Below are 22918 nucleotides of genomic sequence, written 5' to 3'. Positions count from 1 at the left end.
AGCTTGCGCACGCAAGTTCAAGTTAATCCATGCCCCCTCAAAACGGTAACGACACCCCGTCCACTGATCCGGTTGTGGCGGAGTTGTTTGCTGCGGGGCGTGGACGTCCGCCCGAACACCCGGGTGGGCCCGGACCGGTCCGGGAGGGGCGCATTGACAACAGTGCTGGTCGCGCATTTCATCACAGCTGCGGTCGCACCGTTACTGGTGCGCCTCTGGGGCCGTAACGGCTTCTACGCGCTCGCGATCGTCCCGGGTCTGGCCACCGTGTGGGCCCTCTTCCAGCTCCCCGCCATCCTCAACGGCGAGAGCCTCTCCGAGTCCGTCGCGTGGGCACCCCAGTTCTCGCTCCGGCTCGGCCTCCACATGGACGCCCTCGGCCTGGTCATGACGCTCATCGCCGCTGGCGTGGGCACGCTGATCCTGATCTACTGCGCGCGTTACTTCAACGACTCCGAGCCCGGTCTCGGACGCTTCGCCGGTGTGTTCGTCGCCTTCGCCGGGGCCATGCTCGGCCTCGTGCTGGCCGACGACCTCATCCAGCTCTTCATCTACTGGGAGCTGACCACGGTCTTCTCCTACCTCCTCGTCGGACACAACGCCGAGATGAAGGAGAGCCGCCGGGCGGCGATGACGGCCCTGACCGTCACCACCTTCGGCGGTCTGGCCATGCTCGTCGGCATGATCATGCTCGGCGAGACCGCCGGGACCTACGTGATCTCCGAGATCGTCGCCGATCCGCCCGCCACGGGTCCCGTGGTCACCTGGGCCCTGGTGCTGATCATGATCGGCGCCATGTCCAAGTCGGCGCTGTTCCCGTTCAGCCTGTGGCTGCCCGCCGCCATGCAGGCCCCCACTCCGGTGTCCGGCTACCTGCACGCCGCGGCGATGGTCAAGGCCGGCGTCTACCTGGTCGCCCGCCTCACCCCGGCCTTCGGGGACGTCCCGGTCTGGCAGGGCATGGCGCTGTTCTTCGGCGTGGTCACCATGGTCCTCGCCGGGTGGAAGGCCCTGCGCCAGTACGACCTCAAGCTGGTCTTGGCCTACGGCACCATCAGCCAGCTCGGGTTCCTCATCGCCCTGCTGGGCACGGGGACCCGCGCCGCCGCCCTCGCCGGTCTGGCCATGCTGGTCGCGCACTCACTGTTCAAGGCCCCCCTCTTCCTCGTGGTCGGCATCATCGACCACAGCACCGGGACACGGGACCTGCGTGAGCTGTCCGGCCTGCGCCAGTCCATGCCCACCACCTACTGGGTCTCGATCGTGGCCATGGCCTCCATGGCCGGTCTGCCACCCACGGCGGGCTTCGCCGCCAAGGAACTGGCCTTCGGCGCCTACACCCACGGCGGAACACTCGACACCGTGGTCCTGGTGGGCCTGGTCCTGGGCTCGACCCTGACGGTCGCCTACAGCCTCCGCTTCATGTGGGGCGCCTTCTTCGACAAGGAGGGCGTCCAGCCCACCCCGGTCCACGCCCCCGGAGCGCTCTTCCTCGCCCCGGCCGTGACCCTGGCTGCGCTCAGCCTGTTCGGCGGTCTCCTCTCCTACTGGGCCGACCCCCTCTTCGCGGTCTACGCCGACACCGTCCCGATGGGGGACCACGAGACGTACCAGAGCTACCTCGCCCTGTGGCACGGCTGGGAGCTGCCGCTCCTGCTGTCCGCGGTCTGCGTGGTCGGCGGTCTGGTGCTCTTCTACTTCCGCAACCGGGTGGTGTGGCTGGGCACCCGCCTGGCCTTCGTCAACCCCGAGCGCAACTACCGGCGGATGCTCGCCGGGCTGGAGAACCTGGCCCTCCAGGTCACCGGAAGCACCCAGCGCGGTTCGCTCCCGGTCTATCTCGGCACCATCCTGATCGTGCTGGTCGTGGCGGCCGGGATCCCGATGATCACCGGCCGGATCTGGGACGGGCCCAACCCGCAGCTCCGGCTCTGGGACACCCCGGTCCAGGTCATCCCGGCCCTGATCATCGTCATCACCTGCCTGTTCATCCTGTTCGTGCGACGCCGCCTGTTCGCGGTGATCCTCGTCGGCATCGGCGGGTACGGCGTCGCCGCGCTCTTCTACCTCCAGGGCGCACCGGACATCGCGCTCACCCAGTTCCTCGTCGAGACCGTCAGCCTGGTGGTCTTCGTCCTGGTGCTGCGCCGCTTCCCGTCCCACTTCTCGGCACCGGCCCTCAAGGGCCGCCGGATCTGGAACATGACGATCGGGCTCGCCACGGGTCTGATGGTGGCCACGATGACCTGGTTCGCGCTGGCCGGGCGCCTACAGCCCTCGATCTCCGAGGGCTACCCGGCCGCGGCAGAGGAGGCGGGCGGCTACAACATCATCTCCGTCCTGCTGGTGGACGTCCGTGCCTGGGACACCATGGGTGAGATCTCGGTGCTCGCCGCCGCGGCCGCCGGTGTCGCCAGCCTGATGTTCGTCCGGCGCAGGGCCCAGCCCCGCAAGGCCCCGGGCGGCGTGATGGCGCTGTCCGTCACCAAGCCCCCCGAGCCCACCAACGGGCACGGAAGCGTGGACCTGGGCAACCTCCGGGTGGCCCCGCAGAGCATGCACGTGAAGCCGCAGTGGAACCGCACCTGGCTGCCGGGGGCGGACAGCCTGCCCACCGAACGCCGGTCGCTGATCTTCGAGGTGGTCTCGCGCTTCCTCTTCCCGGTGATCATGGCGATCTCGCTGTACCTGATGCTCACCGGCCACACCGACGTCGGCGGAGGTTTCGCCGGCGGCATCGTGGCGGGCCTGGCGTTCATCGTCCGCTACCTCGCGGGCGGCAGGTTCGAGCTGTACGCCACCGCCTGGGTGCAGCCGGGCGCCCTGATCGGCGCCGGTCTGGCGCTGGCCACCGGTGTCGCCATCGGCGGCGCGATCTTCGGCGGGGACGTGCTCGCCGGAAACGACTGGTACGTCAACCTCGGAATCCTGGGCAGCCCGCACATCACGGTCTCGCTGTTCTTCGACATCGGGGTCTACCTGCTGGTGATCGGCCTGATCCTGGACATCCTGCGCAGTCTCGGCGCCCGCATCGACGAACAGATCGAGCGCGACGCCGCGCACGCGGAGGAAGAGGGCTCCGCGCCCGGAACCGCCGCCCGTGCAGAGGAGGTCACCTCGTGAGCGAGTCACCCAGCCTGACCCTCGTCATCGTCATCGGCGTCCTCGTGGCGGTCGGCGTCGTGCTCCTCCTGGAGCGCAGCCTCACCCGCGTGCTGCTGGGCTTCATCGTGATGAGCAACGGCGTCAACCTGATGATCCTGGCCATGGCCGGGCAGGCCGGCGGTCCGCCGGTCCTGTGGTTCACGCCGACCAACGACGAGATGACGGACCCGCTGCCCCAGGCGATGATCCTGACGGCGATCGTCATCACCCTCGGTATCACCGCGTTCCTGCTGGCACTGGCCTACCGGAGCTGGCAGCTGGAGGGCAACGACGAGGTCCAGGACGACGCCGAGGACCTCAGGATCGTGCAGGGCGAGGGCCGCCGTGCCGTGCGTCAGCGTTTCCTCCAGGAGCGCCGACGGCTGCGGGCGGACATCCGCCGCCAGCGCGCCGAACTCCAGGCGACCATCGCCGCGGCCGACGCCCAGGAGCTGGCCGAACAGGCCCGCATCAAGGCGGAGATCGCGGCCGCCCAGGCCGAGCTGGCCCGGTTCGAGGTCGAGGCCGAGGACGGCCAGGGCGACGAACGCTCCGAGGAGACCGTGCGCCGTCTGACCGACCGTCAGCAGAGCATGGTCAACCAGGTCACGGAGCTGCGCGGTCGCATCCGGCTCGGCCGGAAGAGGCTGCGTGAGCACCGGCGCGCCGACCGCGCCGCCGAACGCGAGCTGTGGCGCGAGCTGCGCCGCCGCATCCGTTCGCAGCGGCGCCAGGCGAGCCAGACCATGCGGGCCGAGCGCGAACGCCTGGCTCGTGCGGAGGACAGCGATCTGCAAGGGAACGACTGACCATGGAATGGGACTACTTCGCTGGCTTCCTCCACTACCTCATTCCGCTGCCGGTGGTGCTGCCGCTCTTCGCGGCCGGGGTCAAGCTGGCCCTCGGTATCCGCTGGCCCCGGGTCCAGCAGTGGCTGAGCGTCATCACCCTGGCGCTGGTGCTCGTCATCGGTGCCGCGCTGATGGTGGGAGCCGACATGTTCGGCCCGCAGGCCGTCCAGGTGGGCGGCTGGGAGACGCCGATCGGCATCACGCTGGTGGCGGACCGGCTGTCCGCGCTGATGGTGACGGTGTCGGCGGCGATCACGCTCGCCGTGCTGATCTACTCCATCGGCCAGGGGATGGCGGGCAAGGCGGAGGTGGCACCGCTGTCGGTGTACCAGCCGACCTACCTGATCCTGGTCGCCGGTGTCTCCAACGCCTTCCTCGCCGGTGACCTCTTCAACCTGTACGTGGGCTTCGAGATCCTGCTGACCGCCAGCTACGTGCTCCTGACCCTCGGGGGTACGCAGTCGCGGATGCGGGCGGGCGCCATCTACGTGGTCGTCTCGCTGGTCTCCTCGGTGCTGTTCCTCATCGCCATCGCGCTGATCTTCGGCGCGACCGGCACGGTGAACATGGCCCAGCTGGGCGAGCGCCTCCCGGAGATCTCCACGGAGCTGGCCCTGGTCCTGGAGGTCATTCTCGTGATGGCCTTCGGTATCAAGGCGGCGGTGTTCCCGCTGGCCGCCTGGCTACCCGACTCCTACCCGACCGCACCGGCTCCGGTCACGGCCGTGTTCGCGGGCCTGCTGACCAAGGTCGGCGTGTACGCGATCATCCGGGCCGAGACCCTGATGTTCCCCGGCACGCAGCTCAACCAGATGCTCATGTGGGTGGCGCTGGCCACGATGATCATGGGCATCCTGGGCGCCGTGGCGCAGACGGACATCAAGCGACTACTGTCGTTCACCCTGATCAGCCACATCGGGTACATGGTGTTCGGTGTGGCGTTGGGCAGCGAACTCGGCATGGCGGGCGCCGTGTTCTACATCGCGCACCACATCACCGTGCAGACCACGCTGTTCCTGGTCACGGGACTGATCGAACGCAGGGGCGGGTCCACCTCGCTGGACCACCTCGGCGGACTGGCCAAGATCGCGCCGATGCTCGCCATCCTGTTCTTCATCCCCGCGATGAACCTGGGAGGCATCCCGCCGCTGTCCGGGTTCCTCGGCAAGATCGGCCTGATCCAGGCCGGTGTGGAGTCCGGCACCCCGCTGGCGTACACGCTGGTCGGCGCCTCGGTCCTGACGAGCCTGCTCACCCTGTACGTCATCGCCCGGGTCTGGAACTACGCGTTCTGGCGCACCCCGGCGGAGGGCATGGTGGCCGAGCCCGGCACCGTGCTGGACGACTCCGAGGCCGACGACACCTCCACGGCGGCGCTCGGTCCGTCGGGCGAGGCGGTCGGCCCGTCGTCCCGGCTCGGTGACACCACCACCGCGGCCGCCCCGGTGGTGACCTCGGTGGTCCTGCCCAAGAGCATGGTCGGCGCCACGATCGCGCTGGTCGCGTTCGGTCTGGCCATGACCGTGTTCGCCGGTCCGCTCATCGCCTACTCCTCCGAGGCGGCGGTCGAGCTGATCGCGCAGACGCCCTACATCGAGGCGGTCCTCGGAGTCGGAGGCTCACAGTGAACGACCTGAACACCAGGAAGAAGCAGGGGGTGCGCGCCGTCCGGCACCGTCTGGGCAAGGTACAGATCCCCGTCGCCCTCGGCATGACCGTGGTGTGGATGCTGCTCTTCGACGGTTTCCAGCCGCGCACGGAGTCCCTGGGCATCGCGCTCCTGGGCTTCACGGTGTCCGTGGCGATCATGATGGTCTTCCCGCTCCCGCCGATCGTGCCGGGGTTCCGGTTCTGGCCGGTGCAGGGCGTGCGGATGTTCTTCTACGTCCTGGTGAAGATGGCCGTCGCCAGCTTCCAGGTGACGGCGCAGGTCTTCCGCCCCGGCCCTCCGGTCAAGAGCTCGGTGGTGTCCGTCCGCCTGCGCACCGACTCCGACCTCATGCTGGTGTGCACCGCCATCACCGTCTCGGTGATCCCCGGCAGTGTGATCGTCGAGGTGGCCCAGCCCGAACACGTCCTGTACGTGCACGTGCTGGGCGCGGAGAGCGAGGCCGAGGCGGAGAAGGCCAAGGAGGACATCCTCGAACTGGAGGAGCGCATCGTTCGGGCGCTCGGTACCCGGGAGAACATCGCCGAACTGGAGGCCGCCCAGGCCGCCGGGAAGGGGAACACGTGAGCGCGCTGTGGGTCATCGTCGCCGTCCTGCTCGGGGTGGCCGCGCTGCTGTGCACCGCCCGGCTCCTGCTGGGGCCGAGCATCCTGGACCGGGCCCTGTCCGTGGACGTCCTGCTCGCCTCGGCCCTGACGGGGCTGGGCGCCTACGCGGCGTTCTTCAGGGACCCCACCATCCTGCCGACCCTGCTGGTGCTGTCGCTGCTCGGCTTCGTCGGATCGATCAGCATCTCCAAGTTCGTCGCCCGACGTCCCGAGGAGCACGCCCGCCCGGAGGACGTCATCCACCCGGGAACCACGGGGGAAGGGGAGAACCGTGAGTGACCAGCTCGTCAACGTCCTGGACTGGATCGCGATCCTGTGCATCCTGGCGGGGGCCATGCTGTCCTTCGTCGCCGCCGTGGGTCTGGTCCGGTTCCCCGACCTGCTCTCACGCATGCACGCCGCCGCCAAGCCGCAGGTCCTGGGGCTGCTGCTGGTGCTGGTGGGGATCGCCCTGCGGCTGGTCCCGCAGGAGGACACCGGCACCTTCAGCGTCGGCACGCTGCTCCTGGTCGGGCTCTTCCAGGTGGTCACCGTCCCGGTCGCCGGGCACATCGCGGCCCGGGTCGGCTACCGGACCGGCCGTATCCGTGAGGACCTCGTGGTCACCGACGAACTGGCCGACCGCCTGGACACCAAGCGGCGGGCCGAGGCCGCCCAGAAGAGCGGTGGCAGCACCGCGTAGCGGGGCCGAACACCTGGGGTCGGGGGCCGGAGGAACAGTGTTCCTCCGGCCCCCGACCGCTCCCACGGTGGAGCCACCTCCTCACTCCAGGCGCTCCGCCTCCTCATCGGTCATCAGGCGCGACCTCACCAGGAACCGGTTGCCGGTCGGGGCCTCCACGGAGAAGCCGGAGCCCCTGCCGGGGACGACGTCGATGGTCAGGTGCGTGTGGCTCCACAGTTCGTACTGGGACCGGGACATCCACACCGGCACCGGGTCGGGCAGTCCGGCGTCGAGGTCGCCCAGGTGCACGTCGGAGGCGCCGGTGCGGAACTCCCCGAGCGGATAGCACATCGGTGAGCTGCCGTCGCAGCAGCCGCCGGACTGGTGGAACATCAACGGCCCGTGGTCGGCGGTGAGCTCCCGGAGCAGGGCGGCCGCCCCCTCGGTGAGGGCGACCCTCTCCACGGGCGCGGCGCCGGCCGCCCCGGGCTCGTGGGAGGTGTCCATCAGAAGAACCCCTGAGCCTGCTCCGAGTAGCTGACCAGCAGGTTCTTGGTCTGCTGGTAGTGGTCGAGCATCATCTTGTGGTTCTCGCGGCCGATCCCGGACTGCTTGTACCCGCCGAACGCGGCGTGCGCGGGGTAGGCGTGGTAGTTGTTCACCCACACGCGCCCGGCCTGGATGTCGCGCCCGGCCCGGTAGGCGGTGTTGCCGTCGCGGGACCACACGCCCGCGCCGAGCCCGTACAGGGTGTCGTTGGCGGTCTTGACGGCGTCCGCGTAGTCGTCGAATCGCGCCACGGAGACCACCGGGCCGAAGATCTCCTCCTGGAAGATCCGCATGCTGTTCTGGCCCTCGAACACGGTGGGGCTGACGTAGTAGCCGCCCGCGAGGTCGCCCCCCATCTCGGCCCGGCCGCCTCCGGCGAGCACCCGTGCGCCCTCCTGGCGGCCGATGTCGACGTAGGACAGGATCTTCTCCAGCTGGTCGTTGCTGGCCTGCGCGCCGAGCATGGTCTCGGTGTCCAGCGGGTCGCCCTGCCTGATCCGGCCGACCCGCTCCAGGGCGTCGGCCATGAAGCCGTCGTAGATCGAGCCCTGCACCAGGGCGCGCGACGGACAGGTGCACACCTCCCCCTGGTTGAGGGCGAACATGGTGAACCCCTCCAGCGACTTGTCGTAGAAGGCGTCGCGTTCGGCGGCCACGTCGGCGAAGAAGATGTTCGGGCTCTTCCCGCCCAGTTCCAGGGTGACCGGGATGAGGTTCTCGGAGGCGTACTGCATGATCAGTCGGCCGGTCGTGGTCTCACCCGTGAAGGCGACCTTGCGAACCCGCGGGTTGGAGGCCAGCGGCTTGCCCGCCTCGACCCCGAAGCCGTTGACGATGTTGACCACACCGGGTGGCAGGAGGTCGGCGATGAGGTCGACCAGCACCAGGATCGACGTCGGGGTCTGCTCGGCGGGCTTGAGGACCACGGCGTTGCCCGCCGCCAGGGCCGGGGCCAGCTTCCAGACCGCCATGAGGATCGGGAAGTTCCAGGGGATGATCTGGCCGACCACCCCCAGCGGCTCCTGGAAGTGGTAGGCGACGGTGTCGGCGTCGATCTGCGAGCTGTGCCCCTCCTGGGCGCGGATGGCCCCGGCGAAGTACCGGAAGTGGTCGATGGCCAGCGGGATGTCGGCGGCCAGGCACTCACGGACCGGTTTGCCGTTCTCCCAGCTTTCAGCCACCGCGAGCCGCTCCAGGTGCTCCTCCATCCGGTCCGCGATCCGGTTGAGGACGAGCGCCCGTTCGCCCGCCGGGGTGCGGCCCCAGGCGGGCGCGGCGCCGTGCGCGGCGTCGAGGGCGAGTTCGACGTCCTCGGCACCGCTGCGGGCGACCTCGGTGAAGGTCCGGCCGGTGACCGGGGTGGGGTTCTCGAAGTAGCGGCCCCTGACCGGTCTGACCCACTCGCCGCCGATCCAGTTCTCGTAGCGAGGCGCGTACTCGACGACGCTGCCGGACTCACCTGGGGGAGCGTAGATCACCATGGTGGGGTGCCTCCTTGTGTCGCTGCGCGGGCGCGGCGAGGCGCCCGCCCGGCTCCTGGAACAGGGAGGTGTGACGCTAGTTACCCGCAGGTTGCGACCACGTTGCGCGAGGCGGGGTCGTGTCGCGGTCGCGGCGGGGGTGCGGCGAGCGCGGCGGAGTCGCGTCGCAGTCGCGGCAGCAGTCCCCGCGGGTCGCGCACAGGTCAGGCTCCGAGCCTGCGCAGCCGCCCTCGAAGGGCGGCGTGCCGGGGTGAGTCCGGATCCAGGGCACGCAGGGCGGCGGTCAGGACCCGTGGGTCCTCACGCCACTCCGGCCGGTCGGACCAGGCCAGGAGCGCCTGGGGATCGGCCCCGGTGGCGAGCACCTCGCACACCTCGGCCTGGAGTTCCTCGCGGGCCTCGGCCACCCCCGGCGCCTCGGAGCGCGGCAGCACGGGTCCCTCGTAGACGCTGACGGCCTGGCGGTAGGCGCCCTCGGCCAGGTGGCGGCGCACCTCGTCGAGGTCGGTGGTGAGCGGTCTGCACAGCCGGTAGGGGCGGGAGGCGAGCAGCCCCGAGCCCAGCAGTCGGCGCAGGAGGGACATCTCCGCACGGACCGTGACCGGGGCGGCGTCCCGCTCGTGCAGCAGCGCGCCGAGAGCGTCGCCGGTCAGGCCGCACGGGTGGCGAGCGAGCAGCAGGAGGATCTCGGAGTGGCGGGTGCTGAGCTCGACGGTCTCCCCGTCGGCCTCGAACAGTCCGTGGTCACGGCCGAGGACGCGCAGGCGGGCCGGGCCCGGAGCGGAACCGGACCGGGAGACGGCGTCCCCCTCCGTGCGGGGCGCCGGGAGCAGCCCGCTGGTCCGCTGGGCCCGGATCTCCATTTCGGCGGCGGTGGCGGCCACCCTGACCAGGGCCAGGGCCTGCGGTGAGGCGAGGTGGTCCGCGCCGGTGAGGTCGAGGACGCCGATCAGCGCGCCCGTGTCGGGGTCGTGCAGCGGCGCCGCCGAACAGCTCCAGCGCTGGACGCCCCGGCTGAAGTGCTCGCTGGCGAAGACCTGCACCTCGTGGTCGAGAGTGAGGGCCACCCCGGGCGCGTTGGTCCCCACCGAGCTCTCGTGCCAGTTGGCGCCCTCGACGAAGTGCATGGCCTCGGCGCTGCTGCGCAGGCGGTGGTCGCCCTCCACCCACAGCAGACGGCCGGAGACGTCGCCGACCGCCACGATCTGCGGTCCGGGCGCGGTGTCGAGGAGGAGACGGCGCAGCAGGGGCATGGCAACGGAGATCGGGTGGGCACTGCGGTAGGCGTGCAGGGCGGGGCCGGTGAGTTCGAGGCGGGGCAGCGTGCGGTCGGGGTCCACCCCGTGCAGGGCGCTGCGCCGCCAGGACTCCCCCACCACCGGGCGGACCCGGCCGCTGAGCCGTCCGGAGCCGGTGAAGCGTTCGTGCGCGACGGCCACGTCCCGGCGCAGGGTGTCGGGATCGGTCTCCCAAGTCCACGCGTTCCATGCTGCGGACATCGGTGTGTCCCTTCGTCGCGGCGGTGCGGCCCCCGGCGGCCTCCGTCCCGGGGCCCTCGAGTCAACCCGCGGGGAGGGGTCCTGACAAGGGTCTCGGCCGAGGCCACGGGCGAGTTGCCCCAGGACGTCGCGTGTGTACCCGAACGCGTCCCGGCTGGGACCGGACGAGGTCGGAATGCCCGCTGATTCCTCGTTTTCTCCTCTGTCGCAGGGTTCTGCGACACTGCGTGCATGCCCCCTCCCCCTCAGCATCCGAACCCGTACCCCGTTCCGTCCGCTCGGCGGCCCTCCCACGAACGCGGCTACCGGTGGTCCGGCGCCCTGGCCCTCGCCGCAGTGCTGCTCTTCGGCTTGTCTCTCCTGCTGAACAGCAACCCGATCAAGCTCTCCCCGGCCATCACCGAGGAGTTCACGTCGGACGACATGATCGAGCTCGAGGTGGCCGAGGGCGAGGCCGACGCGTGGGCGCTCTTCACCTCCGGTGAAGCCAAGGGAACCTGCATGTACTACCCGCCGTCGGGAGACCTGTCGATCCCGCGAACCTGGTACCTGAACGCGGAGGGCTACGGCGACTGGGACACCTTGGGGAACCTGGACACCTCGGAGCCCGGCCTCTACAGGATCACGTGCGCCGATTCGACCAACGACTTCGCCCTGGCGTCCGCCGGTACCCTCCACGCCGTGAAGGCCCAGCTCTTCGTCACCGCCGTGATCGCCGTCTTCGTGGCCCCGTCCGTGCTCCTCGCGGCGATCGTGGTCGGTGTGGTCACGGCCCTGCGCCGGAGATCAGCTCGCACGAGGCCCTCCTCCCAGGTGGCGCAGCAGTCCCCTCACCAGTTCTGACCGCGAAAGCACGAGGCCCCATGCCGACCCCCGAGACCGGCGGCCCCACCCCGGGTCCGCAGCCCGGTGAGCCCCCACGGAACCCCACCCCGCCAGGGCACCAGCCGCCGAGGCCCCCGCAGGGCACACCCCCTCCGCCGTCCCCGCACCACCTCCCGCAGAATCCCGTTCCCGAACCGCCTCCGCGGCAGGAGGCCGGGGAACGTCCGCCCGATGTGCGCCCCTCCCGGCTCTGGTACTGGGTGGGCGCGCTCTTCCCGGCGAACCTGCTGGTCAGCATCCTTCTGTTGAGCGACAACCCGGACGCCTCACCGGGGCTGATCGTCGGCGGTATCCTGACCCCGATCCTGACCTTCATGGTCTCCACGATCACCTGTCTGATCGTGCTCCTCATCCGTTCCAGCAGGCTCTCCCGCCAACGCGCCGAGCGGGCCCAGCGCGAGCGGGCCGCGACGATGGGGGTGCCGATGGGTGCTCCCGTGGGTGCTCCGGCGTTCCACCCCGCGTACGGTCCACCCCCCAGGGTCGAGATCCCCGCGAAGGACATCCGCCCCCGCCGCCGGTGGATGGTGGTCGGCGCCCTCGCCCTTCCCCTCGGGATCGTCCTGGGGGCGACCGCCTTCGGAACCGGGTTCTCCCACCACCAGCCTCCGGAGCACGTCTCCCAGGTGGTCCGGGGCTCCGGCACGACCACGTTCGAGGTCACCGAGGAGCAGACCGGGTCCCTGGGCCTGTTCTCCAATGCCGAGTCGGACGAGGAGTACCGGTTCTCCTGCGCGCTGGACGGCGCGGGGACCCCGAGGTTCACGGAGAAGGTGGTCGGGTTCAGCCACGAGGAGTGGCGACTGGTCCAGTCCGCCACGTTCAACACCCCCGGCCGGTACATCCTGACCTGCGACGGACCACCCGACCTGGAGTACGTGATCGCGGACACCGACGCTGCCGTCGCCTACGACAACCGGATGCTCGCCGGGGTCGGGGTGATGATGCTGTCCGGCATCACCGGCTTCGTCGTGTCGTTGGTCCTGCTGATCACAGTGGGGGTCAAGCGCGGGGAGCACCGCCGTCGGCTTGTCCGTGAGTACCAGGCACGGGCCCACCAGGCCCGGTTTCAGGGTCACCATCCGCCCGGGGTCTGACCGCGGGGTCTCCGGTCCCTGAGCCGGAGGGCGGGCTCGGCGTGCTCGGCCCGGACGGGCCCGGCGGGCGAACCGTCGGAACCGGAACGGTGCGGGCGGGGTCATAGTGGCTAAGCTCGGTGCGCGCTCGCCGCCCGAATCCCAGCCACCAGCTCCTCGGGAGCGCACGTGACCCCTCCTGAACCGCCCTTCCAACCCCTCCGCCCGCGCGACCCACGATCCGTGGGCGACTACCGGACCGTGGGTCGCCTCGGCGCGGGCGGCATGGGCGCCGTCTACGCCGGTCGCGCCCCCTCCGGTGCCCTCGTGGCGATCAAGCTCGTCCACGGCGACCTGGCCGCCGACCCCGACTTCCGGGCCCGGTTCCGCCGCGAGGCCGACCTCGTCCGACGGGTCTCCAGTCCCTGCGTGCCGCGCTTCCTGGCCAGCGACACCGGCTCCGGGCAGCCCTGGCTGGTCACCGAGTACGTCGCCGGACCCACCCTGCGCCAGCACGTGCGCGATCACGGTCCGCTGACCGGAGGGCACCTGAGGGCCTTCGCCGCCGGGGTCGCCGAGGCGTTGCGGGCGATCCACACCGCCGGGATCGTGCACCGCGACCTCAAGCCCGGCAACGTCGTCCTCGCGGAGGACGGGCCCAAGGTCCTGGACTTCGGCATCGCCCGTGCGCTGGCAGAGACCGCCATCACCCGTACCGGAGGGCTGTTCGGCACGCCCGGCTGGGTCGCCCCGGAGCTGCTGCGGGGCGGCCAGCCCGGCCCGGCCGCCGACGTCTTCGCGTGGGGCGCCCTGGCGGCCTTCGCCGCCACGGGCAGGAACCCGTTCGGGACCGGTTCCGCCGAGTCCGTGGCGGTACGGGTCCTGGAAGCCCGGCCGGACCTTGACGGAGTGCCCGAGGATCTGGCACCCCTGGTCACGGCCGCGACCGGGGACGACCCCGCGCGAAGGCCGACCGTGGAGCAGGTGCTGTCCGAACTGCTCGGAACGGAGCCGACCCGGGTCGGCGGGACCGGCGCGGAGGAGGCGACCGTCCGGGTCACCCAGGTACTCCGGGAGCAGTGGGAGGCTCCGTCGCCGCCCGCCGCGGTCGCCCCGCACCGGAGCCCCACCCCGAACCCGGACTCCGCGCGCACCCCGGCGGGTGCGGGTGGGCGCCGATGGGCCGTGGGCGTCGCGGCGGTGGCGACCGTGCTGTTGGTGACCGCGGGCGGCTGGTACCTGGGCGGCCGGTTCGGCACGAACGTCGACGGCACCAGCGCGCGCGGGACCGACGGCTCGGAGGAGGGACGCGTCGGGGGTACGGAGACCGGCGCGGTCTCCGGCGCGGGCGGCACGATCGCGGTCGAGATGTCCGGGAACGGGTTGTTCACCGTGCACGCGGACGACTCCGGGCAACTCGGGATCGCGCCGGGGTTCGACGGGGTGGGTCCCGTGCTTCCCGAGGAGGCCGAGCGCGCGGAGTCAGCCGTGGCGACCGTCCGTCTGGAGACTGTGAGCTCCGACGCCGCGGCGCGGACCGGAGTGACGGTGTTCGGCGAAGTCGAGTACGTGGCGGACAACGGGGAGTTCACGCTGCGCTCGGGCGACTTCACCCTCCTGGAGGTCGGGGAAGGGATGGACCCGCTCCCGGACGACCCCACCGCCGACGGACGCCCCGCCCACCACGCGGACCCCGACGACGTGCTGGTCACCGTCGACCCGGAGTCGCCCGGCGCCGAGTTCGAGGTGCGCTTCCCTGGGGCGCCCGACAGCGGGCTGCTGGCCTACCTGCCCGCGCACGACGCCCACGGCGGCACGCGGTACGCCGTCCGGGGCGCCTACGCCTGCTACATGAACTGGCACCCGTACCCGCCGGTCGACATGACCGACGAGGAGTTCGTGCCCTGCTGGGAGGAACCCCCGAGTGAGTGAGCCCCGAGTCACGAACCCGCACCCGGCCCCGGGGTTCGCCCCGTTGCGCCCGGACGACCCGGAGTCCCTCGGCGGGTTCCGCGTCGTCGGCAGGATCGGCACCGGCGGCATGGGCACCGTGTACGCGGGTCTGCGGCGGTGCGGAGGCTCCCGCGACGGCTACACGGCGATCAAGGTCATCCGGGAGGAACTCACCGAGGACCCGGACTTCCGCGCCCGCTTCACCCGGGAGGTCCGGGTCCTGGGCCGCGTCCGCAGCCGCTCGGTGCCGCGGTTCCTCGGCTCCGGCCAGGACGCGGACGGCCCCTGGCTGGCCACCGAGTTCGTGCCCGGCCTGACCCTGTCCGCCTACGTCAGACGGCACGGGCCCCTACCGCCGAACCTCCTCCTGGGCCTGGCGGCCGGGGTCGCCGAGGCCCTCCAGGCCGTGCACGCCGCCGGTGTCGTGCACAGGGACCTCAAGCCCGGCAACGTCGTGCTCGCCCCCGACGGCCCCAAAGTGCTGGACTTCGGCATCGCCCGCGCTGTCGACGAGACCGCGCTGACCCGCACAGGGGGCCTGGTGGGCACCCCCGGATGGATCGCCCCGGAGGTGCTGCGCGGGTCGGCGGCCGCACCACCCGCCGACCTGTTCGCCTGGGGCGCTCTCGTGGCCCACGCCGCCACCGGCCGCCCGCCCTTCGGCTCGGAACCCACCGACTCGCTCGCGCTCCGAGCACTCGACCGGGTGCCGGACCTGACCGGTGTGCCCGCGCCGCTGCTGCCCCTGGTGGCGGCCGCGCTCAGCCCCGACCCGGGCCAGCGCCCGACGGCGGCCGGGGTCACCCACGCCCTGGTCACCCTGGGGGGGCGACGGTCCCCCGCCCCGGACGCCGCCGCCGTCCGGATGTCGGTGGGCGCCCTACTGGACCGGGAGTGGCGAGGTGTGCGGGCCGTCCCGCCGCCTCCGCCGCGCCGGGTGTCCAGGGCCCTCGTGGCGGGAGGAGCAGCCGTCCTGCTGCTGTGCGCCGTGGGCGGCGGGACCCTGGCCGCCCGCACCCTCTCCACAGACGCCGAGGTGAACGGTGAGGACACCGCCACCGCAACCGCGGAACCGGACGAGGACCCGGGCGAGGGCGCGCGGACCGCCGGTGCGGAGTGGGTGATGCCGGAACCGACGCCCTTCGGCACCAACGCCGAGTGGCTGGCCGAGGCGATCACGTCGTCGAACGGCCTGCCGACCTTCCAGGCCACCCCCGACGACCACCGGACGCTGTTCCACCTCTCCGTGGCCTCCATCGAGCAGACGCCCGAAGGGGTGCGCTTCACGCTGCTGGTGGAGAACCTGGTCGACGGCCACGGCGCGGCCGTCGCCGAGCAGTTCACGGTACCCACCCCCGAGGGGCCGATCCACCCGGAGGAGACCCCCGGACCGGCCGCCGTCGGGGACGAGCTGGTCCTCACCTTCCCCGGCGCCCCCGCGCGCGGCCCGCTCACCTTCGGAGACCCCGACCACGTGCCCGGGATCTCCGGCATCCCGCCGATCAGCCAGTGCTACGACGCCCCGGCCGGGAGCACGTCCGTGGAGTACGACTCCTGCCCCTGAGTGTCAGCGCGGGTCGAGCCCGACCCTGTCCGCGTGGTCCGCGACCGGGTAGGGCGAAACCGTGCTGGAGTTCTCGTTGACCAGCAGGGAGCGACCGGCCGGGGGGAACGCCCGCTGCGGACAGGCGGGGCGTTCGCAGACCTTGCAGCCCAGGCCGATGGGGGTGGCAGAGCCCGGGTCGGCCAGGTCCAGGCCGGTGGAGTAGACGAGCCGGTTCGCGTGCCGGAGTTCGCATCCCAGACCGACCGCGAAGGTCTTGCGGGCGGCCCTGTAACCGCCGTATCCCCTGGTCACCGTGCGCGCGACCCAGAAGTAGGAGCGGCCGTCGGGCATCTGGGCGATCTGCCGTTGGATGACGCCCGGGGCGGAGAAGGCCGCGTAGACGTTCCACAGCGGACAGGTACCGCCCGAGCGGGAGAAGTGGAAGCCGGTGGCGGACTGGCGCTTGGACATGTTGCCCGCCCGGTCCACGCGCACGAACGAGAAGGGCACGCCCCGCTGCCGGGGTCGTTGCAGGGTGGAGAGGCGGTGGCAGACGGTCTCGAAGCCCACGCCGAAGCGGTCCGCGAGCAGCTCGATGTCATGGCGCTCGGCCTCCGCCGCCGACTGGAACTCGCGGTAAGGGAGGATGAACGCGCCCGCGAAGTAGTTGGCCAGGCCGATCCTCGCCAGCCGGACCGCCTGTTCGGTGGTGAGCTCCTCCCCCTGGGCGAGCTCGTCCAGGAGGGGGCCGTGTTCGAGGAAGGCCAGCTGGGTGGCGAGCTGGAAGGCGCGCTGACCGGGGCGCAGGTGTGCGGCCAGGGTGAGGACCCGCCGCTCGGAGTCGAAGACCCGGTTGCGAGCGCCCTCGTTGCCGGGGGCCTCACTCTCCACCCTGACGCCGTGCCGCTCCTTCAGCAGACGCGCGAGGACGATGTGGGCGCGGCCCGGTTCGACACCCTGCTGGGTGGCGAGTTCTTCGGCGCGTTCGTCGAGCTCGCCCACGTAGTTCTGGCGTTCGTAGAAGAAGTCGCGGACCTGCTCGTAGGCCATGGGCGCCACGGACGACTCCGCGCCGTCGCGGCCCTCCGCGAGCGCGGCGGCCTGCCCGGAGACGTCCCGGTACCGCCGGTGCAGGTCCACCAGGACCCGGGCGACGGAGGGCATGGCGGAGGCGAGTTCGTCGAGTTCGTCCGGGCTCACCTGGTCCCCGGTGGGGACGTCGGTCAGGGCCTCCCGGAGCTCGGCGATCAGCCGCGAGGTGTCGCTGGTCGCGAAGAAGCTGGGATCGACCCCGAAGGCCTCGGTGATCCTCAGCAGGACGGGAACGCTCAGCGGGCGCTGGTTGTGCTCCATCTGGTTGAGGTAACCGGCGGAGATGCCCAGATCACGGGCGAGTTCGGACTGTTTGAGCGAGTGTTCCTGCCGCAGCCTGCGCAGCCGTGGACCCGCGAAGACCTTGCGCACTGTGCCGCCCCTTCCGTCCCCGCCAGGCTAACCCGAAGGTGTCCCACCAGGCGTTAGCAGGCTTAGCGGGGATGGAAGGGGGTCTTAGCTCGTCTCAGCAGTAGTTCAGCGCTTGAGGGTGTTCAGCAGGGTGGCCCACTCGCCGCTCACAAAGGAGAGGTGGCCCTGCTCCCGGTGCTGCGTGTCGCGAACCAGGACGTCCTGCCCTTCCGCGACCTCCACGCAGTTGCCACCTCCGCTACCGGAGTAGCTTGACTTGTGCCAGGCCGTCTTCTCGGCCTTGTTGAAAGCCACCTTGTGCCTCATCCTTCAAATCGTTCACTGCGGATGCGCTGGATGCGCTTGACGGATTCCTCTTGGCTGAGCGCCTGGCTCTGTAGGCGCTGAAAGATACGCGCGAAGAGATCGACCTCTTGGTCCTTCTCCAGGTAGAGGGCTCCTGTCCGGTACTCGATGAGTGCGATGTCCTCGAAGCTGACGTTGTCCAGCAGGTCGGGGAACTGCATGAGCACGAAGCTGCTTCCCGTCACTGGGTGAGCACCGGCCTCAAAGGGGAGCACTCTGAGATCCACGTTGGGCAGCTCGGCGCACTCCAGAAGGTGGCCAAGCTGCTCAGACATGATTTCTGCGCCGCCAACAGCGCGGTAGAGCGCGCTCTCGTTGAACACCGTGTCGAACTGAAGGGGAGTTTCTTCAGTGATCCGCTTTTGGCGCTGCATCCGTACGGTGACGTGGCCCTCTACCTGCTCGTCCGAACCAGCGTCGATGTCAGCGGCAAGGATGGCACGCGCGTATTCCTCGGTCTGGAGCAGCCCAGGAATGACACCGTCCTCGTAGTTGGACACGGTGTGAGCTTCGGCTTCCAGCCCGACATAGGACTCGAACCACTCGGGGATCTCCTGATGGCGATGCCACCAGCCGAGTTCCTTCTGGCGGGCCAGCGCGACGAGCCTGTCACGGTCCTCCACGGAGAGCCCGTAAAACTCGCTGAGCACGTAGACGACCGGCACCGGCCAGGGGTTCTCGGCCTTCTCGTACTTGGTCAGCGTGCCGGGGCTGATGTCCGCGTGCTGCGCCGCCGTTCCGCTCTTGATGCCCGCGCGGAGCCGCGCACGCTTCATGACTCGCGCGATGGTGCGCCGAGTGACGCCTGCTGGACTCTGCCCCACCAATGACCTCCGGAAGTCGGGAGGTGTCCAGTTTGACGCATCCCACACCCCCGGGCCAACTTCCCGCAATCCGTTCTCGGGAAAATTTCCCCAGCATCTATTGCGAGAAAGTTGCTCTCCGTGGATACTTCTAAGCGTAGGGCGATCACACGAGAGTGGATGTTGATTCGAAGGAGAAGTCATGGGCAGTGGTCGGATACCTGGGCCTCGGCGACCCGGTGGTGGGGTGGGACGGTCGTCCGCGCGATGGGGCTACTTCGGTGGCAACCCCAAGGACGTGGCTCTGGCACGCGAGTGGTTGTTGCGCAACGCCCGGCTCCAGGACGGGAGTGGGTTCTGGGTCGAGCTGGTGCTGAGTGAACTGGCGACCAACGCCGTGCAGCACACCGCGACCGGAGAGCCGCACGGCCGGATGGGGATCTCCTTCGAACTCTTGGGGAACCAGGTCGCGCTGATGAGCGTGGTCGACCAGGGACCCCGGCTGCGCGGCGGCGTGAAGATGCCCCAGGTGGTGGACCGTCAGCCCGGTGAGATGCACCCGGGCGGCCGGGGGCTGTGGCTGGTGGACCGGATCGCCGAGTACTGGTGGTGGGAGGGCCGACGCGGCTTCCCGCTGGAGATGCGCGCGATGGTGCGGTTGGACCGGGAACCGGACCTGGGGGAGAGCTGGCTCGCACTTGCCAGCTAGAAGGCACGCCTGTTCGGCCTGGTCAGGCACACACAAAACCGGGCACACAGCAGAACGCCCCGGGGCGGCGCTACCAACACCGGCCCCCGGGGCTGATCAATCACCTGACGAGACAGGGAATCGACTGTGCAGAACTCTACTGGTGGCCGCCACCGCAGGCCCCGGGTTTCGATGACCTCGCGACTGTGGTGGATGTTCGCCTCGACGGTGGCGTGGGCGCTGTGCCAGGTGATCGGCGCCCCCACCCGAACCGAACCCCTCCGCCGCGACCGCGTCGCACTCGCCCCGGCACCCCGAAGGCCGGAACTGACCCACCACCGGGGACCACTCCCCCGCCCGGAACCCACCGTCCACAGCGACCTGCCAAGCGGCTTGATGGAACTCTGGCCAGAGCACCACCGCACGGGCTCCCTCATCCGCCCGTACATGTCCAGCGCACCCCAGACCCGGAGGCGTGGTCGCCATGGAAGCGGGACCTCGGGACGGCAACCCTCACCCTGTGAGGCTGGCTGCCATTCCCGGGCGAGGAGCCCCAGCGGGAACTCGCCCAGAACATCCACGTTTCCCACTCCCGCGTAGGTCAGCCGCACGCGGACTACTCAGAGGAGGTCACGGAGTTCGTCCGGGGTGAGACCCGCCTGTTTGAGGACGGACACCGTGGTCCCGCGCTTGAGTTCCTTGTGCAGCGGAACGATCACCACTCTGGAGCCCTTCCTGAGCTTCGCGTGGTCGCCCTTGGTCCGGACGTGCTCGAAACCGATTCTCCGGAGCGCGGCGACCACCTTGGCGCCGGAGGAGATCGGGATGTGGGAAGGGCTCACGCGGGCAAGCGTACGTCGATCTCCGTGACCCTGGTGGGGGTTTCCGCCAATTGCCGGACGGCGTCCTCGTCGTCCTCGAAGTACAGCTCCAGGGCCTCGATAAGAGCGTCCAATGCCTCCTGCTCCGTCTCACCTTGGGAGGCGACTTCGACGTCCACAGCGCGAGCCACGTAACCACCGGCTTCGTGGTCGGGTGTCACCGTGACGGCGAGGTGCAGTGTGCGGTGCATATAACGACTGTACCGGGGTGACGTTAGTTAGTGCATTAACTCAGCAACTCTTGACCCTACGCGCCTCCCACGCTTGAAGTGGCCTCAGCCGACTTGGCCGACTTAGCGAAAACACACCCCTCGGTTAGCACGACTCAGCAGGTTTCGGGCCTTCCACCTGGCCTTTCTCCCGTGCGAACCTCGGCTGCACAGATACCGCGTCGAGGGGATGAACATGGTGCAGCACCGCGTCCGGGTCCACCGGAGCTCCGAGGGGCCCGCCAAGGAGGAGCAGCTGGCCCACCGGATCGCGTCCGTGGCGACCGACCCGGTCCGGGTCGAGCCCGCCGTGGTGGAGATGATCGGCAACCGGATCATCGACAACGCCGCCGTGGCCGCCGCCTCACTGCGCCGCCGTCCCGTCCGCAGCGCCCGCGCGCAGGCCACCCGGCACCCTCTGAACCCCGGCGCGGCCGTCATGGGCACCCCGTCGTCCACGCGGGTCTCCCCCGAGTGGGCGGCCTGGGCCAACGGGGTGGCCGTCCGGGAACTGGACTTCCACGACACCTTCCTGGCCGCCGACTACTCGCACCCCGGGGACAACATCCCGCCGATCCTCGCCGTCGCACAGCACCTCGGACGGGACGGCCGTGACCTGGTGCGCGGCATCGCCACCGGCTACGAGATCCAGGTCGCGCTGGTGAAGGGCATCTGCCTGCACGAGCACAAGATCGACCACATCGCCCACCTGGGCCCCTCCGCCGCGGCCGGGATCGGCACGCTCCTGGAGCTCGACACCGAGACCGTCTACCAGGCCGTCCAGCAGGCCCTGCACGTCACCACCACCACGCGCCAGTCCCGCAAGGGCGAGATCTCCAGCTGGAAGGCGTACGCCCCCGCGTTCGCCGGGAAGATGGCCGTGGAGTCCGTGGACCGCGCCATGCGCGGCGAGGGCGCCCCCTCCCCCGCCTACGAGGGCGAGGACGGCTTCATCGCCTACCTGCTCAGCGGCCCGGGGGTCGAGTACGTGGTCGAACTCCCCGCACCGGGTGAGGCCAAGCGCGGCATCCTGGACACCTACACCAAGGAGCACTCGGCCGAGTACCAGAGCCAGGCCCTCATCGATCTGGCACGACGTCTGGGCCCGAAGGTCGGGGACACGTCCCGGGTGCGCTCGATCACCATCCACACCAGCCACCACACGCACCACGTGATCGGCACCGGTTCGGGCGACCCGCAGAAGATGGACCCCACCGCCAGCCGGGAGACCCTGGACCACTCCATCCCCTACATCTTCGCCGTCGCCCTCCAGGACGGCGAGTGGCACCACGAGCGCTCCTACTCCCCTGAGCGCGCCCAGCGGCCGGACACCGTGGAGCTGTGGCACCGCATCAGCACGGTGGAGGACCCGGAGTGGACCCGCAGGTACCACGCCACGGATCCGAACGAGAAGGCCTTCGGAGGCCGCGTGGTGGTGGAGATGGCGGACGGCTCCGTGATCGAGGACGAGATCGCGATGGCCGACGCCCACCCGCTCGGTGCCCGCCCGTTCACCCGCCCGGACTACGTCGCCAAGTTCCGCGCCCTCGCCGAGGGGGTCGTGTCCAAGGACGAGCAGGACCGCTTCCTGGGCCTGGTGGGGCGCCTGCCCGAGCTCACCGCCGACGAGGTGCGTCAGCTGTCCTTCGCGGAGGACACGGCCACCGCGCCGAGCGACCTGCCGACCTCGAAGGGAATCTTCTGATGTCGCAGTCCACCACGTCACCCAACGCCAGGCGGCGGCTTCTTCGGGAGGGGCTCGCCTCGGACCGGCTCCTGCGGGTTCCCGGCGCGATGAACCCGCTCACCGCCGTCCTCGTCCAGGAACTCGGCTTCGACGGCGTGTACGTCTCCGGCGCCGTGATCGCCGCGGACCTCGCCCTGCCGGACATCGGCCTGACCACCCTCACCGAGGTGGCCGGGCGCGGGGGCCAGATCGCCCGGGTGACGGACCTTCCGACGATCATCGACGCCGACACCGGGTTCGGGGAACCCATGAACGCCGCCCGCACCGTGCGGTCCCTGGAGGAGGCCGGGCTGGCCGGGTGCCACCTGGAGGACCAGGTCAACCCCAAGCGCTGCGGGCACCTGGACGGCAAGACCGTCACGGACACCGGCACGATGGTGCGCCGCGTCCGGGCGGCGGTGAGCGCCCGCCGAGACGAGGACTTCGTGATCTGCGCGCGCACCGACGCGGCCGCCGTGGAGGGCTTGGACGCCGCGATCGAACGGGCGAAGGCGTACGTGGACGCCGGAGCCGACATGGTCTTTCCCGAGGCGATGCGCGGCCCGGCGGACTTCGAGGCCTTCCGCAAGGCGGTGGACGTGCCCCTGCTGGCCAACATGACCGAGTTCGGCAAGAGCGAGCTGCTCACCGTGGAACAGCTGGAGTCCCTCGGCATGGACATGGTGATCTACCCGGTCACCAGCCTGCGCCTGGCCATGGGCGCCGTGGAGGACGGACTGCGCACCCTCCGCGAGGAGGGCACGCAAGCGGGGCTCGTGGACCGCATGCAGACGCGCGCCCGCCTCTACGAACTCATCGACTACGCCTCGTACAACGCCTTCGACGACGACGTCTACAACTTCAGGATCTGAAGGGA

The 22918-nt window shown here is 70.4% G+C and carries 21 protein-coding genes; 13 read left to right on the top strand and 8 right to left on the bottom strand.

Annotated features, from left to right (window positions below; genetic code table 11):
• Nucleotides 1-162: 162 nt before the first annotated feature.
• From BDW27_RS14030 to mnhG, 6 genes are read left to right on the top strand one after another with little or no spacing between them, the layout of a single operon-like run.
• Entirely contained in the window at nucleotides 163-3123 is a 2961-nt protein-coding gene (locus BDW27_RS14030) for a Na+/H+ antiporter subunit A (RefSeq protein WP_110049597.1), read from the top strand.
• Complete coding sequence (locus BDW27_RS14025; RefSeq protein ID WP_017542826.1) at nucleotides 3120-3953, top strand: Na(+)/H(+) antiporter subunit C; 834 nt, start codon at nucleotides 3120-3122, stop codon at nucleotides 3951-3953. The genes BDW27_RS14030 and BDW27_RS14025 overlap by 4 nt, the downstream gene beginning before the upstream one ends.
• A gap of 2 nt (nucleotides 3954-3955) precedes the next feature.
• Nucleotides 3956-5623: a Na+/H+ antiporter subunit D gene (locus BDW27_RS14020; RefSeq protein ID WP_199560654.1), complete on the top strand. Its 1668-nt coding sequence runs from the start codon at nucleotides 3956-3958 to the stop codon at nucleotides 5621-5623.
• The gene (locus BDW27_RS14015) at nucleotides 5620-6231 is read left to right on the top strand and encodes a Na+/H+ antiporter subunit E (protein ID WP_110049596.1); all 612 of its coding nucleotides are present in this window, start codon (nucleotides 5620-5622) and stop codon (nucleotides 6229-6231) included. Before BDW27_RS14020 ends, BDW27_RS14015 begins: the two co-directional genes overlap by 4 nt.
• Nucleotides 6228-6551, top strand: a complete 324-nt coding sequence (locus tag BDW27_RS14010) for a monovalent cation/H+ antiporter complex subunit F (RefSeq protein ID WP_017542823.1) — start codon at nucleotides 6228-6230, stop codon at nucleotides 6549-6551. Before BDW27_RS14015 ends, BDW27_RS14010 begins: the two co-directional genes overlap by 4 nt.
• On the top strand, nucleotides 6544-6954 hold the full coding sequence (gene mnhG, locus BDW27_RS14005) for a monovalent cation/H(+) antiporter subunit G (RefSeq protein ID WP_017542822.1): 411 nt from the start codon (nucleotides 6544-6546) through the stop codon (nucleotides 6952-6954). The genes BDW27_RS14010 and mnhG overlap by 8 nt, the downstream gene beginning before the upstream one ends.
• 81 nt (nucleotides 6955-7035) lie before the next feature.
• On the opposite strand, the gene BDW27_RS14000 is transcribed toward mnhG, so the two are convergent.
• The 3 genes from BDW27_RS14000 to BDW27_RS13990 all read right to left on the bottom strand — a co-directional run bounded on the left by BDW27_RS14000 (nucleotide 7036) and on the right by BDW27_RS13990 (nucleotide 10465).
• Nucleotides 7036-7443: a DUF779 domain-containing protein gene (locus BDW27_RS14000; RefSeq protein ID WP_110049595.1), complete on the bottom strand. Its 408-nt coding sequence runs from the start codon at nucleotides 7441-7443 to the stop codon at nucleotides 7036-7038.
• Entirely contained in the window at nucleotides 7443-8966 is a 1524-nt protein-coding gene (locus tag BDW27_RS13995; protein WP_110049594.1) for an aldehyde dehydrogenase family protein, read from the bottom strand. The genes BDW27_RS14000 and BDW27_RS13995 overlap by 1 nt, the downstream gene beginning before the upstream one ends.
• A 203-nt stretch (nucleotides 8967-9169) precedes the next feature.
• Nucleotides 9170-10465, bottom strand: a complete 1296-nt coding sequence (locus BDW27_RS13990; RefSeq protein WP_110049593.1) for a GAF domain-containing protein — start codon at nucleotides 10463-10465, stop codon at nucleotides 9170-9172.
• 231 nt (nucleotides 10466-10696) lie between these two features.
• On the opposite strand from BDW27_RS13990, the gene BDW27_RS13985 reads away from it, so the two are divergent.
• The 4 genes from BDW27_RS13985 to BDW27_RS13970 all read left to right on the top strand — a co-directional run bounded on the left by BDW27_RS13985 (nucleotide 10697) and on the right by BDW27_RS13970 (nucleotide 15943).
• Complete coding sequence (locus BDW27_RS13985) at nucleotides 10697-11308, top strand: hypothetical protein (protein ID WP_146223263.1); 612 nt, start codon at nucleotides 10697-10699, stop codon at nucleotides 11306-11308.
• 215 nt (nucleotides 11309-11523) lie between these two features.
• Nucleotides 11524-12447: a hypothetical protein gene (locus tag BDW27_RS13980; protein ID WP_110049591.1), complete on the top strand. Its 924-nt coding sequence runs from the start codon at nucleotides 11524-11526 to the stop codon at nucleotides 12445-12447.
• 168 nt (nucleotides 12448-12615) lie between these two features.
• The gene (locus tag BDW27_RS13975; protein WP_110049590.1) at nucleotides 12616-14358 is read left to right on the top strand and encodes a serine/threonine-protein kinase; all 1743 of its coding nucleotides are present in this window, start codon (nucleotides 12616-12618) and stop codon (nucleotides 14356-14358) included.
• The gene (locus BDW27_RS13970) at nucleotides 14351-15943 is read left to right on the top strand and encodes a serine/threonine-protein kinase (protein WP_233515758.1); all 1593 of its coding nucleotides are present in this window, start codon (nucleotides 14351-14353) and stop codon (nucleotides 15941-15943) included. The genes BDW27_RS13975 and BDW27_RS13970 overlap by 8 nt, the downstream gene beginning before the upstream one ends.
• Before the next feature lie 3 nt (nucleotides 15944-15946).
• Here the strand turns inward: BDW27_RS13970 and BDW27_RS13965 are convergent, their stop codons facing one another.
• The 3 genes from BDW27_RS13965 to BDW27_RS13955 form a co-directional block, all read right to left on the bottom strand.
• A complete protein-coding gene (locus BDW27_RS13965; protein WP_110049589.1) occupies nucleotides 15947-17389 on the bottom strand; it encodes a short-chain fatty acyl-CoA regulator family protein in 1443 nt (480 codons plus the stop codon).
• A gap of 105 nt (nucleotides 17390-17494) precedes the next feature.
• The gene (locus BDW27_RS13960; RefSeq protein WP_026128944.1) at nucleotides 17495-17683 is read right to left on the bottom strand and encodes a DUF397 domain-containing protein; all 189 of its coding nucleotides are present in this window, start codon (nucleotides 17681-17683) and stop codon (nucleotides 17495-17497) included.
• Nucleotides 17684-17691: 8 nt separating this feature from the next.
• Complete coding sequence (locus BDW27_RS13955; RefSeq protein ID WP_017542813.1) at nucleotides 17692-18510, bottom strand: helix-turn-helix transcriptional regulator; 819 nt, start codon at nucleotides 18508-18510, stop codon at nucleotides 17692-17694.
• A 274-nt stretch (nucleotides 18511-18784) separates the two neighbouring features.
• Here BDW27_RS13955 and BDW27_RS13950 point away from each other — a divergent pair, with 274 nt between their 5' ends.
• Nucleotides 18785-19246 (top strand): ATP-binding protein, encoded by a 462-nt coding sequence (locus BDW27_RS13950; RefSeq protein WP_233515757.1) that lies wholly within the window; start codon nucleotides 18785-18787, stop codon nucleotides 19244-19246.
• A 599-nt stretch (nucleotides 19247-19845) separates the two neighbouring features.
• Here the strand turns inward: BDW27_RS13950 and BDW27_RS13940 are convergent.
• Nucleotides 19846-20067 (bottom strand): type II toxin-antitoxin system HicA family toxin, encoded by a 222-nt coding sequence (locus BDW27_RS13940; protein ID WP_110049586.1) that lies wholly within the window; start codon nucleotides 20065-20067, stop codon nucleotides 19846-19848.
• A complete protein-coding gene (locus tag BDW27_RS13935; RefSeq protein WP_110049585.1) occupies nucleotides 20064-20297 on the bottom strand; it encodes a type II toxin-antitoxin system HicB family antitoxin in 234 nt (77 codons plus the stop codon). The genes BDW27_RS13940 and BDW27_RS13935 overlap by 4 nt, the downstream gene beginning before the upstream one ends.
• 214 nt (nucleotides 20298-20511) lie before the next feature.
• Here BDW27_RS13935 and BDW27_RS13930 point away from each other — a divergent pair, with 214 nt between their 5' ends.
• Both BDW27_RS13930 and prpB read left to right on the top strand, forming a co-directional pair.
• Entirely contained in the window at nucleotides 20512-22020 is a 1509-nt protein-coding gene (locus BDW27_RS13930) for an MmgE/PrpD family protein (protein ID WP_110049797.1), read from the top strand.
• On the top strand, nucleotides 22020-22913 hold the full coding sequence (gene prpB / locus BDW27_RS13925) for a methylisocitrate lyase (RefSeq protein ID WP_110049584.1): 894 nt from the start codon (nucleotides 22020-22022) through the stop codon (nucleotides 22911-22913). Before BDW27_RS13930 ends, prpB begins: the two co-directional genes overlap by 1 nt.
• Nucleotides 22914-22918: the final 5 nt, after the last annotated feature.

The organism is Nocardiopsis sp. L17-MgMaSL7, assembly GCF_003182025.1.
Lineage (GTDB): Bacteria > Actinomycetota > Actinomycetes > Streptosporangiales > Streptosporangiaceae > Nocardiopsis > Nocardiopsis prasina.
This window is presented reverse-complemented; position numbering and strand designations above follow the sequence as displayed.